The sequence below is a fragment of the Streptomyces sp. NPDC024555 genome, assembly GCF_055559335.1.
The window spans coordinates 16,031-31,959 of sequence record NZ_JBVHKV010000020.1 but is presented as its reverse complement, the minus strand read 5'-3'; the positions used below and the strand labels follow the sequence as shown (position 1 = coordinate 31,959).

14 protein-coding genes are annotated in these 15,929 nt (G+C 69.3%); 12 read left to right on the top strand and 2 right to left on the bottom strand.

Annotation, left to right across the window (positions count from 1 at the left end; all coding sequences use genetic code 11):
- Window positions 1-2,434 precede the first annotated feature (2,434 nt).
- Complete coding sequence (locus ACZ4FH_RS29455) at window positions 2,435-3,361, top strand: ParA family protein (RefSeq protein WP_467308686.1); 927 nt, start codon at window positions 2,435-2,437, stop codon at window positions 3,359-3,361.
- Window positions 3,358-3,978 carry a hypothetical protein gene (locus ACZ4FH_RS29450; protein ID WP_467308684.1) on the top strand — a complete coding sequence of 207 codons (621 nt, stop codon included), beginning with the start codon at window positions 3,358-3,360 and terminating at the stop codon, window positions 3,976-3,978. Before ACZ4FH_RS29455 ends, ACZ4FH_RS29450 begins: the two co-directional genes overlap by 4 nt.
- 130 nt (window positions 3,979-4,108) lie before the next feature.
- Here the strand turns inward: ACZ4FH_RS29450 and ACZ4FH_RS29445 are convergent, their stop codons facing one another.
- The gene (locus tag ACZ4FH_RS29445; RefSeq protein WP_467308683.1) at window positions 4,109-4,777 is read right to left on the bottom strand and encodes a TetR/AcrR family transcriptional regulator; all 669 of its coding nucleotides are present in this window, start codon (window positions 4,775-4,777) and stop codon (window positions 4,109-4,111) included.
- Between the two features lie 57 nt (window positions 4,778-4,834).
- Here ACZ4FH_RS29445 and ACZ4FH_RS29440 point away from each other — a divergent pair, with 57 nt between their 5' ends.
- The 5 genes from ACZ4FH_RS29440 to ACZ4FH_RS29420 all read left to right on the top strand — a co-directional run bounded on the left by ACZ4FH_RS29440 (window position 4,835) and on the right by ACZ4FH_RS29420 (window position 10,357).
- Entirely contained in the window at window positions 4,835-6,283 is a 1,449-nt protein-coding gene (locus ACZ4FH_RS29440; protein WP_467308681.1) for an MFS transporter, read from the top strand.
- On the top strand, window positions 6,280-6,663 hold the full coding sequence (locus tag ACZ4FH_RS29435; RefSeq protein WP_467308680.1) for a cupin domain-containing protein: 384 nt from the start codon (window positions 6,280-6,282) through the stop codon (window positions 6,661-6,663). The genes ACZ4FH_RS29440 and ACZ4FH_RS29435 overlap by 4 nt, the downstream gene beginning before the upstream one ends.
- Before the next feature lie 158 nt (window positions 6,664-6,821).
- Window positions 6,822-7,631 (top strand): alpha/beta fold hydrolase, encoded by an 810-nt coding sequence (locus tag ACZ4FH_RS29430; protein WP_467308679.1) that lies wholly within the window; start codon window positions 6,822-6,824, stop codon window positions 7,629-7,631.
- Window positions 7,632-8,265: 634 nt separating this feature from the next.
- Entirely contained in the window at window positions 8,266-9,819 is a 1,554-nt protein-coding gene (locus tag ACZ4FH_RS29425) for a DNA primase family protein (protein ID WP_467308678.1), read from the top strand.
- Window positions 9,820-9,967: 148 nt separating this feature from the next.
- A complete protein-coding gene (locus tag ACZ4FH_RS29420; RefSeq protein WP_383641409.1) occupies window positions 9,968-10,357 on the top strand; it encodes a DUF6009 family protein in 390 nt (129 codons plus the stop codon).
- A 31-nt stretch (window positions 10,358-10,388) separates the two neighbouring features.
- Here the strand turns inward: ACZ4FH_RS29420 and ACZ4FH_RS29415 are convergent, their stop codons facing one another.
- Window positions 10,389-11,300 carry a ScbA/BarX family gamma-butyrolactone biosynthesis protein gene (locus ACZ4FH_RS29415; RefSeq protein WP_467308676.1) on the bottom strand — a complete coding sequence of 304 codons (912 nt, stop codon included), beginning with the start codon at window positions 11,298-11,300 and terminating at the stop codon, window positions 10,389-10,391.
- Between the two features lie 345 nt (window positions 11,301-11,645).
- Here ACZ4FH_RS29415 and ACZ4FH_RS29410 point away from each other — a divergent pair, with 345 nt between their 5' ends.
- The 5 genes from ACZ4FH_RS29410 to ACZ4FH_RS29390 all read left to right on the top strand — a co-directional run bounded on the left by ACZ4FH_RS29410 (window position 11,646) and on the right by ACZ4FH_RS29390 (window position 15,913).
- Window positions 11,646-12,365 carry an HAD family phosphatase gene (locus ACZ4FH_RS29410; protein WP_467308674.1) on the top strand — a complete coding sequence of 240 codons (720 nt, stop codon included), beginning with the start codon at window positions 11,646-11,648 and terminating at the stop codon, window positions 12,363-12,365.
- Window positions 12,362-13,135 carry an SDR family NAD(P)-dependent oxidoreductase gene (locus tag ACZ4FH_RS29405; protein WP_467308672.1) on the top strand — a complete coding sequence of 258 codons (774 nt, stop codon included), beginning with the start codon at window positions 12,362-12,364 and terminating at the stop codon, window positions 13,133-13,135. Before ACZ4FH_RS29410 ends, ACZ4FH_RS29405 begins: the two co-directional genes overlap by 4 nt.
- 113 nt (window positions 13,136-13,248) lie before the next feature.
- A complete protein-coding gene (locus ACZ4FH_RS29400; RefSeq protein WP_467308671.1) occupies window positions 13,249-13,914 on the top strand; it encodes a ScbR family autoregulator-binding transcription factor in 666 nt (221 codons plus the stop codon).
- 301 nt (window positions 13,915-14,215) lie between these two features.
- Window positions 14,216-14,854, top strand: a complete 639-nt coding sequence (locus ACZ4FH_RS29395) for a ScbR family autoregulator-binding transcription factor (RefSeq protein ID WP_467308670.1) — start codon at window positions 14,216-14,218, stop codon at window positions 14,852-14,854.
- A gap of 96 nt (window positions 14,855-14,950) precedes the next feature.
- Complete coding sequence (locus tag ACZ4FH_RS29390; RefSeq protein WP_467308668.1) at window positions 14,951-15,913, top strand: SRPBCC family protein; 963 nt, start codon at window positions 14,951-14,953, stop codon at window positions 15,911-15,913.
- Window positions 15,914-15,929: the final 16 nt, after the last annotated feature.

Here is a 15,929-nt window from a genome sequence, read left to right as displayed (position 1 = left end):
GCCAGGTTCCTGGCTGCTTCGCTGATCGGTGCTTCGTGGCTGTGAGCGACAGCGCTCCTGACTCCGATTCGTCCGTTCCCGGAGTGGCGTGGTCGGTCACTCCAGGGGTACGTGATGCCCGCGCTGAGCGTTCCGGGCAAGGGATTGCGGACGTACGAACAGGTGATGTGCCGACGAGAGCCGGGCATTCTGCGGGCCGGAGAAGCTGATCTTCGCGGCGTCGCATCCGTGCGGAGCGTGGTCGGAACTGTGCAGTGGGCGGGGTGGGTGCTTGAGCATCGGAGACGTATCGAGCCTCTTGACCTGAGGGCAATGAGTTGATCATGGACGAAACGAACGAGCGAGGAGGGGTGCTCGGGACGCGTGAGCGAAGGGTCGGCTGTCGGCGTACGGGGCGTGCGAGAACAGACTCCTTTATGAGCCTTGCTGGGCACTGTCCGACAGGGTTGGGGTAACTCCGAATGTGGTGATAAGAGCGGGCAGGGTGGTGCTGATGCTTGCTCTGATCTGACACACCTCTTCGGCTAGCTCCGGTGCGAGAGGGCAGGTGACAGGTCCTTTATCCCTCCCCTGATGATCGGCACATGTGAGGCGACGTCGACAGGCTGAACTGGGAGAACGGTGACCTCACTCAAAGCACCCAAGATGCCCAAACCCTTGCCATCGCAGGGCATCAACAGAGAGCGGCTAACAGTGCACCATCGAGACAATCCCGTCCGATGCATCGCTGTGCTGAAGATCCGCATCGGGAGGCTCGGGTCAGTACAGAGGGTCCGCGCAGGGCGTTCTGGCGCCAGCAAGTCATCTACTGAGAGTGGACCACCTGCAAGAGCCGCTGAATCAAGATGGGTTCTCGTGCATGACGAAAGAGATGCAGATGTGAGACGTCGATCCCCCGAGCAGCACCACTCGACCGAAGAGGATCAGGTACTCACACGGCGAGGTGCGATCACGCTAGAGTGCAGGTATCAGAACGCCGGAAGCGGCCTCTGACCTGGGGAAACAAACATCTCTGCAAACATCGATGCAAGCTTGTGCGCAACTGGGAGGGCATGCATGTACAACCGCATGGACTCCGGCGTGATAAGCGGCATGAGTCTGCACTTTGACTCCCGCTCACTCAGCAGTTGTCTCAGAGGCTTGCTTATCTGCTGTGACTCCACCACGAACGCACACCGTGGCGCCTGCCAGCATCAAGGCAGGCTGACAAGCGCGTCACTCAGCTTGGTCTCCCACCCCTCTACACCCATGCGGGTACACCCGGCCGCACGTCTGCTTCTCCACACCTTCAAACGTGTCTCCATCAGCAGGCCAATCATCATGTTTGCCCGCCTCTCCGCATGCGCCTCGGCACGTGTGACCGAGAGTGCGAGGACGAACGGGCCCGGCAGCCCACCAGACGGCAGGCATGCGCGTACGTACGCACAGAGGTCGGCCAGCACGGCTGAAGGCAGGCCGCTCCACCTCCCAGCGCATGGGCATGCAGGGGAGAGAGGTGACGCGCCCGCCCACCAGAGGGCTTGTAGGTGTACCGGCAGGCATGTCGACCAGTCAGCACGCAGGCCACCGAACACCGTGCCCAGCAGGCCCGCACCCCGCCCCGCACACCGAGCGGCAACCCCGCCCGCACATACCCCCGCAACCAGCTCCGCCATCACCCCGGCCCACAGCACCGCACACATGCGGACAAGCCAATTCACCAGCCTGAGGGACAACCAGGTCACCCACCAGCAGCTCCACCTGACGGCCCGCCTGTAGCCGAACAGGACGCCTGACGGGACCGCGAGCAGACGACCTGGCCGCCCCGCACACAGGCCTTGCCACTGGCCAGCCGGTGCGGCGGCGTACACGAAGGTCGGCGTGTACGCCCATGGCACTGCCACGAGGCCCACCACCCGCACCGCCCATACAACTTCAGGTCCACGGGTCACCGGGCGGACACACCGGTACATCTAGTGAGTGCCCTGCGGGCGGCCGTGTCTGCCGTGCGGTGGGCCGGGGGACAGGGGTGCAAGCGGATCCATGCGTGTGGGTGCCCGTTCATCTCATGATCGTCGTGCTAACTTGGGTCCCGCCCTCTTCTCCTGCTTCTCCGGAGGTGATGATGCTCGCCGGGATGTCACCAGGCTTCTCCGCTGCATGGTCAGCGTCGGTTGCGGCAAGGAGGCGGGCGTGAGATCAAGCAAGGGCCACAACGTGGGGCCATGCGGGACCACTTGTGGGGGACACCACCCCAAGTACCCGTATGAGCTGCGACGACGAGGGGGCAGCAGGACGATTCGATGCCGTGGAGGACGGGTTCGGGCCCTACCCGACACCCTCTTCGGCCGCTTCGGAGCGGAGAATCGTTCTGAGCGAACTGCGACCACCCGTATCAGCTCAAAAGGGGCACCACGCGCCCTGTATGCGGGCCTGAACCAGAGTGAGAGGATCCATGGCCAGTCCCTTCGAAGCGCCTGACGCTCATGCGCAGGCCCACGGCATCCCCTGGGAGTCGCTGTCGCACATCTTCATGTTCGGCAACGGCAAGGGGGGCGTCGGCAAGTCGTCCATCTCCGCCAACGCTGCGGGCAAGGCCGCCCGCAGCGGGCTGCGCACCCTCATCATCGACTGCAACGCGCAGGGCAACATCGCGCGTGAGCTCGGGTACAAGCGCGCCGAGTGGAACGACGGGGGAGCGGCGCTCATCGAGTCGCTGCGCACCGGCGCGCCCCTGACCCCGGTCGAGAACGTGCGGGAGAACCTGGACGTCGTGCTCGGCGGACCGGCGCTCGGCGACGAGTTCGGGATCTTCTTCCACACGCTGCTCGCCAAGGAGGGCCCCCAGGCCTATCTGCGGCTGCTGACGTGCCTGCTGCCCATCGCGGACCGGTACCAGATCATCGTCCTGGACACCCCGCCGGAGAACCCGTCGCTCCAGCGCCTGGCGCTCTCCTGTGCGCGATGGCTCGTCATCCCGGTGAAGAGCGACGGCGGCGCGGAGGACGGGCTGGCCCAGATCGGGCTGGAGTTCTCCTACGTCAAGTTCGTCAGCCAGATCAACCCGCACATCGCGCTGCTGGGGGTACTGCTGTTCGACACCGGGCGCAACTACAGCGGCATCCACGCCGATGTGCGGCTCCAGGTGCAGAAGGTGCTGGGCAAGGAAGCCCATATGTTCAAGCACCTCATCGGGCACACGGAGTCCGTGGCCCGGCTGGTGCGCAAGCGGGGTCTGCTGGTCCATGAGCTGGCCGACCAGCGGTCGGGCGGTGACCGTTCGATCCCCGAGGCCGTGGTGGGGCTCGACTCGGACTACGAAGGATTCACCGAAGAGATGTTCGCTCGGGCTCTGGAGCTCAGGAAGGATGCCGCGGCATGACACCGCCGAAGAACAAGAGGACCGAGGCCCAGGACGACGAGCAGAGCATGTCGGACGAGGGCGTCGGCAACCTGTTCAGCGGGGGAGGGGCGCCGTCCGGCGCGCTCGCCGGCTGGGCCAAGCCGCAGAGCGCGGCACCCGCCGCCGCGCCCGCCCAGCCCGTGCCCACGGCCGTCGCCCGCCCCGTCGTCGTCCCGCAGCCCAGCCGTGAGCCCGCCGAGGAGCAGGCCCCCTCGGTCGCGGACGCGGACACGGCGAAGCCGGTCGGGTTCTACGTCTCGACCAACGTCGCCACCCGCTTCCGCAAGCTCCGCAAGACCAGCGATCTGACGCACACCCAGATCGTCTTCCTCGCGGTCGAGGCCGCGGTGGAGAAGGGGCTCGCCCAGGTCGTCGAGGAGGCCAGGCGCGCCCCCAAGTTCCAGTCGAAGCTGTTCGCCGTCGCCCCCGACAACACGGACCTGCGCGGGCTCGGCCCCGTACAGCTGCAGTACAAGCCGACGCGGGCCCAGCGCGGTGTCATCGACGGACTGGTGACCGAGGCCGGGCTGCCCGACCACACCAAGTTCCTGGCCATCGTGCTCGACCAGTACCTCCCGGGGCGCAGGGACGCCTGAGCACGGAAACCTCGAAGCGCCGGAACACCGGCGCGCGAACGGGCGCCGGTCCTGTGGGGGAGTCCCCGGGACCGGCGCCCGTTTCACCTTCTGGGTGCCGGTACGAACGCTGTCGCCGGCGACTGCTCGGTCATCGGCTGACGAGAAGGCCGTCCACCAAGGCCTGGAGCCCGTCCCGGTAGGTGTCCTCGGCGGTCAGCGGGGCCCAGCGGTCCGCGGCCTCGGTCAGGCGGGGCAGCTCGCGCGGGTCGAGATCGGCGAAGACCTGCTCCCGGTAGGTGGCACGGTCATCGGCTGCGCGCCGTCGGGCCGCTGTTGCCCTGACCACGATCTCTCCGGCGGTGTAGTACCAGATCGCGCGGTAGCCGTGCACGGCCCGGTCGAGGGAGAGACCGCAGTCGACCAGACCGTCGACGATCTGCTCGACGAACCACAGCGCGTTCGTGGACAGCAGGTCGTCGGCGGTCAGTACCTCCACGATCCAGGGGCAGGCGGCCAGCGCCTCGTGCACGGCGGCGGCCGCCGCGATGATCCGCTCGCGGGGGTGGGCGGGCAGTTCCGGCCGGCGCAGGCTCCGGGCCGCGTAGTCGTCCAGCAGGAGGACGAGCAGTTCCTCCTTGTCGCGGACGTGGTGGTAGAGCGCCATCGGCGTACTGCCGACTTCCGTGGCCAGCCGCCGCATGGTCAGCCGGTCCACGCCTCCCTCGTCCACGATCCGGCGGGCTGTCCCGATGATCTCCTCGCGAGAGATACGGGGAGGCCGGCCCAGGGTTTTGCGCGGTGCGGACGGTTGCGGCATGCCCCCCATCATTCCCCAGGCGTCGACAACGGCGAACCCTGACGCTACTTTTCTTACATGTATAGAAACTCTCGCGGGAGACCCGGAGTGGTGCTGGCGGCTGCCGCCGTCGCCCAGTTCGTCGTCGCCCTGGACATGTCCGTGGTCAACGTCGCGTTACCCGCGATCCGCACCGCGCTGGGGTTCGCGCCGCTCGATCTGTCCTGGGTCGTGCATGTCTACGCGCTCACGTTCGGCGGGTTCCTGCTGTTGGGGGGACGCGCCTGCGACCTGTACGGCCGGCGCCGGATGTTCGTGCTGGGGCTGGCCGTCTTCGGCCTGTGCTCCCTGGTGGGCGGACTGGCCCAGACCCCCTGGCAGTTGATCGCCGCACGCGCCGGTCAGGGCCTCGGCGCCGCCGCGGCCGCGCCGGCCGCGCTGGCGATGCTCACCACCACCTTCGCCGAAGGCCCGAAGCGCGTCCGGGCGTTGGGGGTGTGGAGCGCGGTGAACGCTGCGGGCGGCGCGCTGGGCGTGCTGGCGGGTGGACTCCTGACCGAGTACGCGGGCTGGCGCTGGGTCATGCTGATCAACCTGCCCATCGTCGCGGCGGCTCTCGTGCTCGTCCCCGCAGGGGTGCCCGCCGATGCGGCACCCGCCCGGCGCGAGCGGCTGGACGCACTGGGCGCCGTCCTGGCGACAGGCGGAGTCGGGCTGCTGGTGCTCGGCGTCGTCCGGACCGACACCCTGGGCTGGGGCTCCCCGGCCACATGGACGACCCTCGCCGCTTCCGCGGTGCTCCTGGGCGTCTTCGCCGTCACCGAGGCGAGGGTCGCCGCGCCGCTGCTGCGTCTCGGTCTGCTCCGCAGCCGTTGGGTCGCCGGTGCGAACGTGCTGGTGTTTCTGGCCGCGGCCGGGCAGTTCACGGCGTTCTACTTCGTGTCCCTGTACATGCAGCAGGTCCTGGGCATGGGCGCCGCGGCCACCGGCACCGCCTTCCTGCCCTTCTCCGTGGGGCTGGTCGCGGGAACCGTCGTCGCCACGCGCCTCACCACGTCCCGCACCCCCCGCGCGTCCCTGGTGCCCGGCGCCCTGCTGGCCGCCGCGGGCCTGGCCTGGTTCGCCCTCATCAGCCCCGACGGCAGCTTCCTCGCCGACGTACTCGGCCCGTCCCTCGTCACCAGCGTCGGCGCGGGGCTGGTCCTGGCCCCGGTGGCCGCCGCCGCGACCACCGGCGTTGCTCCGCACGAGGCCGGTATGGCCGGTGGGCTCATGAACAGCTCCCGCCAACTCGGCGGCTGCATCGGTCTGGCCGTTCTGGCGACCGTCGCCGCGCACCACACCGGCACGGTCACCGGTCCCGCCGCGCTCAACGACGGCTACGCGCTGGGCCTGGCCCTCGCCGCCGCCGTCTTCGTACTGGCGGCGGTCGTGGCCATCGGCATCCTGCCGCGCCGCCGCGCCGTCACCTCGGCCCCGCGCTCCGGCGCCCCCACAGAGAACCAGTTGGAAGGAACACCGTCATGACGACCACCACCGTCGACCTGTTCGCCTCGGCGCTCCACTTTCACCCCGCCGGCGATGTCCGAGCCGGCGAACGGCAGATGACAAGCAGCGACTCCGGCGCCTGGCAGATCGCGGCGTTCCACGTGGAGACCGACGCCGACCACTGGGAGATGCACCCGGAGGCCGAGGAAGCGGTGTGCTGCCTGTCGGGCGGCATCCGCCTCCACTTCCGCCCCGATGCGCCCGGAGACGCCGAGGACATGGTGCTGCTGCGCCCGGGCGCCGCCGTGATCGTCCCTCGTGGCCGCTGGCACCGCCTGGAACTGGACGCCCCCAGCGACCTCATGTCGATCACCCGTCGTCACGGCACCCGTCTCGAAAAGCGCACCGGCACCCCATGACCGGCAGGTGGCCCGGCAGACGGCTGCCGGACCACCACGCGCATCGCCCGGCGGCTTGGCGGCCATACCTAGCGCGATCGCCTCATACATCTGTCTTGCACAAGTGCCCAAATCCTCGTTAGAGTCCTTCCCATCGCAACCGAGATGGGGGATCCGCCATGAGTGACATCACCGCGAACGCCACCGCCACCCGCGCCGAGCTCGTCATTGACGGCCGCCGGCTGTCGTACCTCGACTTCGGCGGGACGGGGCGCCCGATCGTCGCGCTGCACGGTCATCTGTCCGAGGGCGCCACGTTCGCCCACCTCGCCCGGGCGCTCGGACCCGAGTGGCGGCTCATCGCTCCGGACCAGCGCGGGCAGGGGGAGTCCGACCGCGCCGCCGACTACGCGCGGGAGGGGTATCTCGCCGATCTGCTGGCCCTGCTGGACCACCTGGAGCTGGACCGGGTCGTGCTGCTCGGCCACTCCCTCGGCGGTGTCAACGCCTACCAGTTCGCTGCCCGCCACCCCGAGCGGGTCCGCGCGCTCGTCAACGCCGAGGGCCCTGTCGCCTTTGGTCTGGACGGGACGAACCCCTTGGGGTTCCTGCTGGAACTGCCCTACGAGGCGCCCACCCGTGACGCGCTCGTCGCGGGCCTGGGGGCGGCCGCGCCGTACTTCTCCGACCGGCTTCGGGAGAACGCGGACGGCTCCTGGAGGCTGCCCTTCCACCCCCAGGACATGTACCGGTCCGAGGAGCAGGTCCACGGTGACCACTGGAACGACTGGACCGCCACCGCCTGCCCGGCCCTGCTGGTCCACGGCACCAGGGGAGTCATCCCGCCCGAGCAGGTCCGCGCCATGGCCGGGCGCCGCCCCGGCACGGTGTCGGCCGAGCTGGACGCCGACCACTTCGTCTGCACCGCGGACCCCGATGCCTTCGCCGCCGAGGTCCGGGCGTTCCTCACCACGCTCCGGACCGACTGACCGCGCGTCGCCCGCCCTTAAGGAGTGATCCAGCCCGGCTCAACGATCAGCCCGGCCCGGCTGCAGCTTCCCACGGGACCGCACGGGTCTGAACGGGCCCGGGGCTCAACGGGCCTGAACGGGACTCTCAGTCCCGTCCCGGTAAAACCGCAGGTCAGAGCGGTTTTGCTCTTTTCCCACGGGACTGACGGGGCTCAACCTCGTAGTTATCAGCTGTTCAAGAACAAGGGAACACATGTGCGCGCGCGTACGACGTCTGTTTCTCTATGCTGGTGATAACTACGAGGTTGAGCCCCGTCAGACCCGTAGTTCTCCAGGCCAAGGCTGTGACCTGCACTTTTGTGCAACGGGACTGAACGGGTCCAAAGGGCTGGGGGCCCGCACGGGACTGAACCGGCCGTGGGGGAGGCGCCTTGCCCGAGGGGTACGGGACTGACGGGACTCAATTTTCCCGACACGTGAGTCTTCCCGTTCCGGAGGCCTTCGGTGGGCTACGCTCTGCTTGGTCAACTCAGAAGCTCAGTCCCTTCGGTCCCGTAGTCCCGTCGGCGCGGGCCTCGGACACGCGGGGGACCCGACCCGCAGCTGTCCTGTCCCTCGGCGCGCAGCGCCCGTTCTCCCGACGAGGATGCTCATGAGCGCAGAACCCGTGCGCTTCGACGCTGTGGCCGCGGCCCGGCAGATTCATCAGCAGAGCCTCGATCTCGCCCTGCACGAGCAGCCCAGCCTCCCGGCCCAGCAGAGCGAGGCGGCCGCCGCGCCGCCCCCGGCCCGCGCCCTGGGCCTGCTGCCGACCTCCCTCACCGACCGGGGCAACGCCAAGCTGTTCGCCCGCCTCTACCGGGACCGCTTCCGGTACGTCATCGGGATGGGCTGGCACTGCTGGGACACCTACCGCTGGAAGCTGACCGGCGGCGAGGAGGCCGCCGTGTGGGCCGCGGGGGAGATGGCCGAGCGGTACGCCGAGCACGACCCGAGCGGCCGTTTCACGGACCGTCAACTGGCGGGCCACAGCAGGCATTCGGAGTCGACCGCCGGAGTCAAGGCGCTGCTCTTCCAGGCCCAGGCCGCACCCGGTCTGCGGCTGGACCCCGACGTCCTGGACGGCGACATCTACGCCCTGTGCACCCCGACCGGCGTGGTGGACCTGCGCACCGGCGAGCTGCGCAAGCCCGATCCGCTCACCGACATGCACTCGCGCGCCACCACCGTCGCCCCGCTCAAGATGCCGGTGCCCCGCTGGGACAGCTTCCTGCGCGACACCTTCGGCGCCGACGACCAGGGCCTGGAGACCACGCGCTTCCTCCATCTGCTGCTCGGCTACTCCATCACCGGGGACGTCGGCGCGCAGGTGCTGCCCTTCCTGTACGGCTCCGGGGCCAACGGCAAGTCCGTGCTCCTGGAGGTCATGACGCAGATCCTCGGCGACTACGCGAACGCCGCGCCGCCCGGCTTCCTCATGGAGAAGGGCAAGTTCACCGAGCACTCCACCGAACTGACCGAGCTGCACGGCCGGCGGATCGTCGTGTGCAGCGAGCTCAAGCCGAACGACAAGTTCAACGAGGCGCGCGTCAAGCTGCTGACCGGTGGCGACACCATCACCGCCCGCCGGATGCGGCAGAACTTCTTCACCTTCACGCCCACGCACAAGCTGTGGCTGCTGGGCAACCACCGCCCCGAGGTCGGCACCGGCGGCCACGCCTTCTGGCGCCGGATGCGCATCATCCCCTTCGAGCGGCGGGTGCCCGACGAACGCAAGATCGACAACCTGGCGGCGGAGCTCGTCGCCGACGAGGGCCCCGGCATTCTCCAGTGGCTCATCGAGGGCGCCCAGCGCTATCTCGCCACCCGGGACTCACTGGCCGGTCCGGCCTCCGTCCGGGTCGCCACGGCCGCGTACGAGACGACCGAGGACCACGTCGGACGGTTCGTCACCGAGCGGTGTACGAAGGGCGAGGGGGACGGGCCCAACCCGGAGCTGCGCGTCGAGCAGAAGCTGCTGTACGAGACCTACAGCCGCTGGTGTCTGGACGAGGGGATCCGCGCCTCCACACCGCGCGCCTTCGCCAGCCGCATCCGCCAGGAACTCGGCCTCGCCTCGCCCGCCGACATGATCAAGAACAACGCGACCAAGCTCTATCCGGGAATCGCCCTGCTTGCGGAGAGCATGGAGGGGGGCGCACGATGACGCACTGCGCCCTGCCCGCTCCCGTAGGGCACCCGTACGATGGGGGCGGAAGTTCCGGACGGCTTCGTTCCACCTGTCCGGACCCCGGCTTCGCGAACGACACACCACCAGGCCGACCCGCGGCCGCCCACACGCAGGAGGGCCGACGATGAGCGCGCTGCCCCAAGAAGGCGATGTTGCCCAGGAGGTCGAGATCGTGTGGCTCGAGGACCCGAGGGGTCTCGACTACGTCCGCCAGTCCCTGGACAAGGTCAACACCCGCAAGGGCAGGCCGCGGTACGAGCGGGACGGCCGCCTCATCGGCTATTCCAACCTCGCCCCGAAGGCCCCCCGCTCCCTCGGCAGCGGGCTGTTCGCGCGGCGTACGTTCTATCTGCTGCCGCACGACCGCCCCAACCGGCCCGACGACCCCGAGTGCCCCTACAAGGTGGGTTCGCCCCTTGAAGCCGTCGACCCGCGCACACTGGCGCCGGGTGCGGTCGGGGAGAAGACCAGCCGCTCGCAGGGGACCGCGGAGACCGTGCCGGCGGGTTCCTGACTGAGGGTATGGCGCAGGGACCGGGCCGGGCTCACCAGTCCTGTACGGGCCCGGTCATGGTCGAGGTGAAGACGGGCTCGCCGTCCTGCCGGCCCACCACGCGGACGGTCATCAGATCGCAGTGCTCGGCCGACAGCCGGTCCACCTCGATCCAGCACGGGCGGTCGAGTTCGGCGTAACGGTGGAAGTACGTGGCGGCGCTCGACGGGCGCATCACCAGCGGTGCGGCGAGCGAGCAGGCGGCCTGGCGGGCGCCTTCGAGCAGCACCATCCCCGGCAGATGGTCCCCGGCGTGGTCGAAGAGGATCGGGTGGTTCAGATCCGGGGTGAGCAGCCAGCGCGTGGAATCGGCGGTCGGGGTGAGCGCCACATCGGCGGGGGAGTGGCGGCCGACGGAGGCCGGGGTGATGGGCGGGAGGTCCGGCGGGGTGAACGGCGTGCCGGAGTCGTCCCGCTCCGGGCGGCTCGCGCGCAGCCGGGCGTAGACGCCCGGGGTGATGGCGGAGAAGTGTCCCGCCGCATGGGCCAGGGTCGTCCCGTCCCTGCGTATCTCGAACTCCATGTGGAGCTTGCTGACTCTTCGTCCGCTGTACGTCACGTCCGTACAGCGCGCGTCCATCTCGAAGTCCGTCGGGTGCGGGCCTATGCGTAGATTTTCTTGGAACGTCGTGTAGTTGAGGTTCCACATCACGAAGTGGTGTCCGAGCGGGACGCCGAGTTCGGCGTGGGCGAGGAACATGCCCGCCTGCCGGAAGGTCTCGGCGACCTGGAGCGGATCGTGGCTGCGCCCGTCCGGGCTGCTGAAGAGCGTATGGGCCCGGGGCCATTGGCCGGTGAGCGTGAAGCGCAGATCTCCCTGAGCTGTACAGCCGGTGAGGAACACCTCGGCCAAGGACGCGCGGTGCACGTACTCCTTGGGAACCGTCGTGGTGAGCTGAGGCATTTCGGGCACTTCGGTACTTCCACCGGCGATGGACAGAGCCATGAGGACCTCCATCTTGAACGTGCGGTCAGCGACGACGACTATAAGATACGGACCTACCGGTTTTCTTCGCGTGAGCCCTAAAGTAAAATCTTCACCAAGTGCGGCCCGGTTACTTGAGGGGAGCATTCCGCTTAGTGCCGTCCTGGGCGGCCTCAAAAGGGGAGTAAACGCTGAGATAAGCGGACGTAACGGATATCCGTTGATCCTGGAGCGAGTAAAAGCGTCAGTAAAGAAACCCGGTGCGCGTGTTGTTTTCCGTAATGAAGCCGGGGCGACCGTCAGAACAGACAGGGAGATCACTAGATGAACGCACCCCTCTGCACGCTCCGTCTGGCCGCTGTGAACATCGACGGCGTTCTGCTCAACGACACCTTCAGCCCCGTACTGCATCAGCTCGTGGTCGAGTGGGGCGGCACCTATACCGCCGATCTGGAGAGGCGGCTGCTCTCGCAGACCCAGACCATGGCGGCGCGCGCCGCGGCCGAGGCCACCGGGATGAAGGCGACCGAGGAGGAGTTGATCCGCGCCTACTTCGCCGCCCGGGAGCGCTACGTGGAGCACCACCCCGTCCAACTCCTCGACGGCGCGGAGTGGTTACTCGAACGCCTGCAGGGCATGGGTCTGGACCTGGTGTGCTACGGAGGCCTCGGCGCCGCCCACTTCGAACGCCATCTGGGAGAGCGGGCGTCCTGGTTCGCCGCCCCCGGATACGTCTGCACCAACGACTTCCGTCCCGGGATCCGCGAGATCGTCGAGGACGTCTTCGGCCTCCGCCGCGAACAGGTCCTCTTCATCGACGACGCGGCCTCCTTCGCCGCCCGCGCCCGGGAGCTGGACGTCCCCTTCATCGGGCACCCCAGCGCCTTCGAGCACGGATTCCAGCCGGCCCTGATGCGCGAGACCGGCGCCCGGCACGTGGTCGGCTCCCTGGACGAGATCGACGAGGACCTGCTGCGAAGACTCGATCACGAGGCGGCCGAGGGCACGGTGTGGCGGGACTCCGCCGAGGCGGTGTACGCATGAGCGGCACGGTGACCCCCGTCCTGGAGGGGCGGGTCGCGCTGGTCCACGGCGCCAGCAGCGGCATCGGTGCCGCCGCCGCCCGCGTGTTCGCCCGGCACGGCGCCGCCGTCGTCCTGACGGCCCGTCGCGAGGACCGGCTCCGCGCCCTGGTCGAGCAGTTGCGCGCCACCGGCGCCGACGCCTCCCACCATGTCCTGGACGTGCGCGACGGCGAGGCCGTGCGGCGCGTCGTGGAACGTACGGTGGAACGGCACGGCCGCCTGGACGCGGCCTTCAACAACGCCGGCGTCGGCCTGCCCAGAACCCCCATGCACCTCATCGAGGACGCGACGTACGAGCACGTGGTGGGGACCAATGTCACCGGCGTGTGGAACTGCATGCGCCATGAACTCGCGGCGATGGTCGAGGGCAAGGGCGGCGCGATCGTCAACACCAGCAGTGTCGGCGGGCTGGTGGCCTCCTCCACCGGGGCGCCCTACATCGCCTCGAAACACGCGGTGATCGGCCTGACCAAGGCGGCCGCCGTCGAATACGCCTCTCACAACATACGGGTCAACGCGATCGCCCCCGGGCTGACCCGCTCCGAGATGATCGACGCCTGGTTCGCGAGCTCGCCGGAGGCGGAGGAACGGGCCCACCGGTCCGCTCCCCAGGGTCGTGCGGCCGATCCGGAGGAGGTGGCGGAGACGGCGGCCTGGCTCTGCAGCGATCTGGCGAGCTTCGTGACGGGGGCGACCGTGCCGGTGGACGGAGGCAGGACGGCCTGGTGAGCCCGGAGCGTGGCGCTGCTCCCTGACTCCGACCTTCCCAAGGAGCAGCGCACGCAGGCGGGTTCGGGGTAGAGTACGACCCGTTTGGTTTTGTTCGCCGTCGGAGGAGGGTCATGGCACAGCAAGAGCGTGCAATACGGACCCGGCGGGCTGTTATCGAGGGTGCTGCCGGAGTCTTCGCCGAACGGGGCTACACGGCGGCGACGATGGCCGAGATCCTCCAGCGGGCCGGAGTGACCAAGGGCGCCCTCTACTTCCACTTCGATTCGAAGGAAGCGCTGGCGCGCGGCGTCATCGAGGCGCAGATCGAAGCCGGGCAGTGGGCCCCGCGCGATTTACGGCTCCAGGAATGGGTCGACGTCGGGATGACGCTGGCCCACCGCATTCCCCGTGACGTCATCCTGCTCGCCGGTATCCGCCTCTCGGCCGACATGCACGGGCGGAAGATGTTCGGAAGCGCCTGGCCGGCCTGGGCCGAGCTGGGCACCAAGCTCCTCAGTGAGGCCAAGGAACAGGGCGAGGTGCTGCCGCACGTCGACCCCGAGCAGACCGCTCAGTGCTTCCTCGGCGCGTGGATCGGCACCCAGGTCGTCTCCGAGGCGGAGTCCGGCTTCACCGATCTCGACGAGCGCGTCTCCGTGCTCTACAACCACATACTTCCCGCTGTGGCCACGCCCGCGGCGCTGATCAGACTGGACACCGCACCCGACCGGGGCGCCCGGGTCCTCGCCGAGGTCCAGGGCGTGACCGTGAAAGAGTTCGTGGCCGCCGAGGCGTGACAGCACGCCCCGCTCGAGAGCGCCTCGAATTCCGCTGCCGCCGACCCCACCGTGATCCGGTGCGGTCGGCGGCGGTATCGGTGGCGGACGGTGGTCCGTCCGGCCGCCGTACCTGCGTGAATCCGCCCTTTCCCCCAGTTCAGGCGTTGATCGCGGTGGACCTGGGTCCAGGATCCGGCACCCCGTCATAAACCAACCAGACGTGCGGTTTGCTATTCTTCCGGGGTCAGGACACCGCTGTCCGCGGAAAACCGGAGTGGGGGACTCGGCGTGCCGCTCAGGGCGGATTGAGGAGGAACCCATGGTCAAGCAGGAGCGGGCCGCCCGCACCCGTAGTGCGCTCATCATCGCGGCCGCGGAGGTCTTCGCCGAGGACGGATACGCCCTCGCCTCGCTCCCTGCGATCAGCAAGAAGGCCGGCGTGAGCACGGGGGCGCTCCACTTCCACTTCGCCAACAAGGACGCGCTGGCGGCGGCGGTCGAGGAGGCGGCGGAGCTGGCCCTGCGGAACCTGGTCGAGGAGTGCGGCGCATCAGCGACGACGCACCTCCAGCGACTGGCCTGCACGATCAACCGGCTGCTCGACGCCGTCGTCTCCGACCCCGTGACACGGGCGGGCCTGCGGCTGGGCGGCGACCCCTCCCGCAAGTCCGGTGGCGGCGTCCTCGCCTGGTGGTACGGATGGGTCGGCGAACTGCTCGTCCGGGCCGGGGAGAGCGGCGAACTCCCCGAGCAGCACTCCCCGGAGGGCGCGGCGGCGGTGATCTCCGCGGCCCTGGCCGGGGTGGTGCTCCTCGACGGAGTCCGCGGATCCGAGCACGGGTCGTGCGCGGGCATGGTCCCCTTCCGGGAGTTCCTGCTCTCCTGGCTCGCCGTGTCGCTGCCGCAGCGGCCGGGCGTGGGCCGGGGGATGCCCGACCGGGCGTTCCCCCCGGGCTGACGCGGCGTCGGATCAGGCAGGCCTTGAGCCGTACTCCAGCACGACACCGCATCCTTGGTCCGCTGATCCGGGCCGTTGGAGAGGGGGCCAGCACGGATGTCGTCGCACCCAGCACAGGGGGCCGAGTACGCGATCCCGGTCGCGGCTCCCGTCGGCGTGGTCTACGGCCTGCTCGCGGACCCGCTCCGATGGCCCGTACTCTTCCCGTCGTACGTCCATGCCGAACGCATCGACACCGACGGCTCCCGTGAACTGCTCCACCTGTGGGACATGACGAGCGACGGGCCGCGCGCCCTGCACGTACGCCGTCGTCTGTACCCGCACGAGCGGACCATCACGACCGAACGGATCGACCCCGCCACCCAGCAGACCGTCGGACGCGGCGTCTGGCGGGTGACGACCGACGGGAACGGCGGCAGCGTCCTGAGCCTGCGGCGCGAACGGGTGGCCACCCCGTTCCCCGCGCCCTGGACGCCGGGGGCCGACCAGCCGCCGGACACCGAGGTCAGGTCCCGGCTCGACGAGGTCAGAGCGGTCGCCGAACGCTGGGAGCGGCTGGACGAACTGCTGCTCGCCTTCTCCGACAGCGTCCGCACCACGGGCCCGCCCGAACTCGTCTACGACTTCCTCCAGCACATCGAGAACTGGCCCGATCTGGTCCCGCACATCGACCGGGTCCAGGTCGGGACGGACGCCCCGGGCGTCCAGATCGTCGACATCGACAGCACGGCCTGGGACGGCGGCGACACCGTCACCTCGGGCGCCGTCCGGCTCGGCTTCCCGGCCGCCGGATACCTCGTCCACAAGGACGTGGTGGCGCCCCAGATCCTCGCGGGGCACACCGTCCGGTGGTCCCTGCTGCCGGACGGTTCGGGACTCACGGTGGCCTGTACGCACTCGGTGATGCTCAGGGAAGAGGCGCTGGCCTCGTTCCTCGGTGCCGGTGCCACCCTCACCGACGCGCGCCACGAGGTGCGTACGGGGCTGGGGCAGACGGCCACCGAGATCCTCGGGCTGGCCAAGTGGCATGCGGAGAGCGCCCTGCGCCACGTGGGGTGATCACAGCGACCGCACC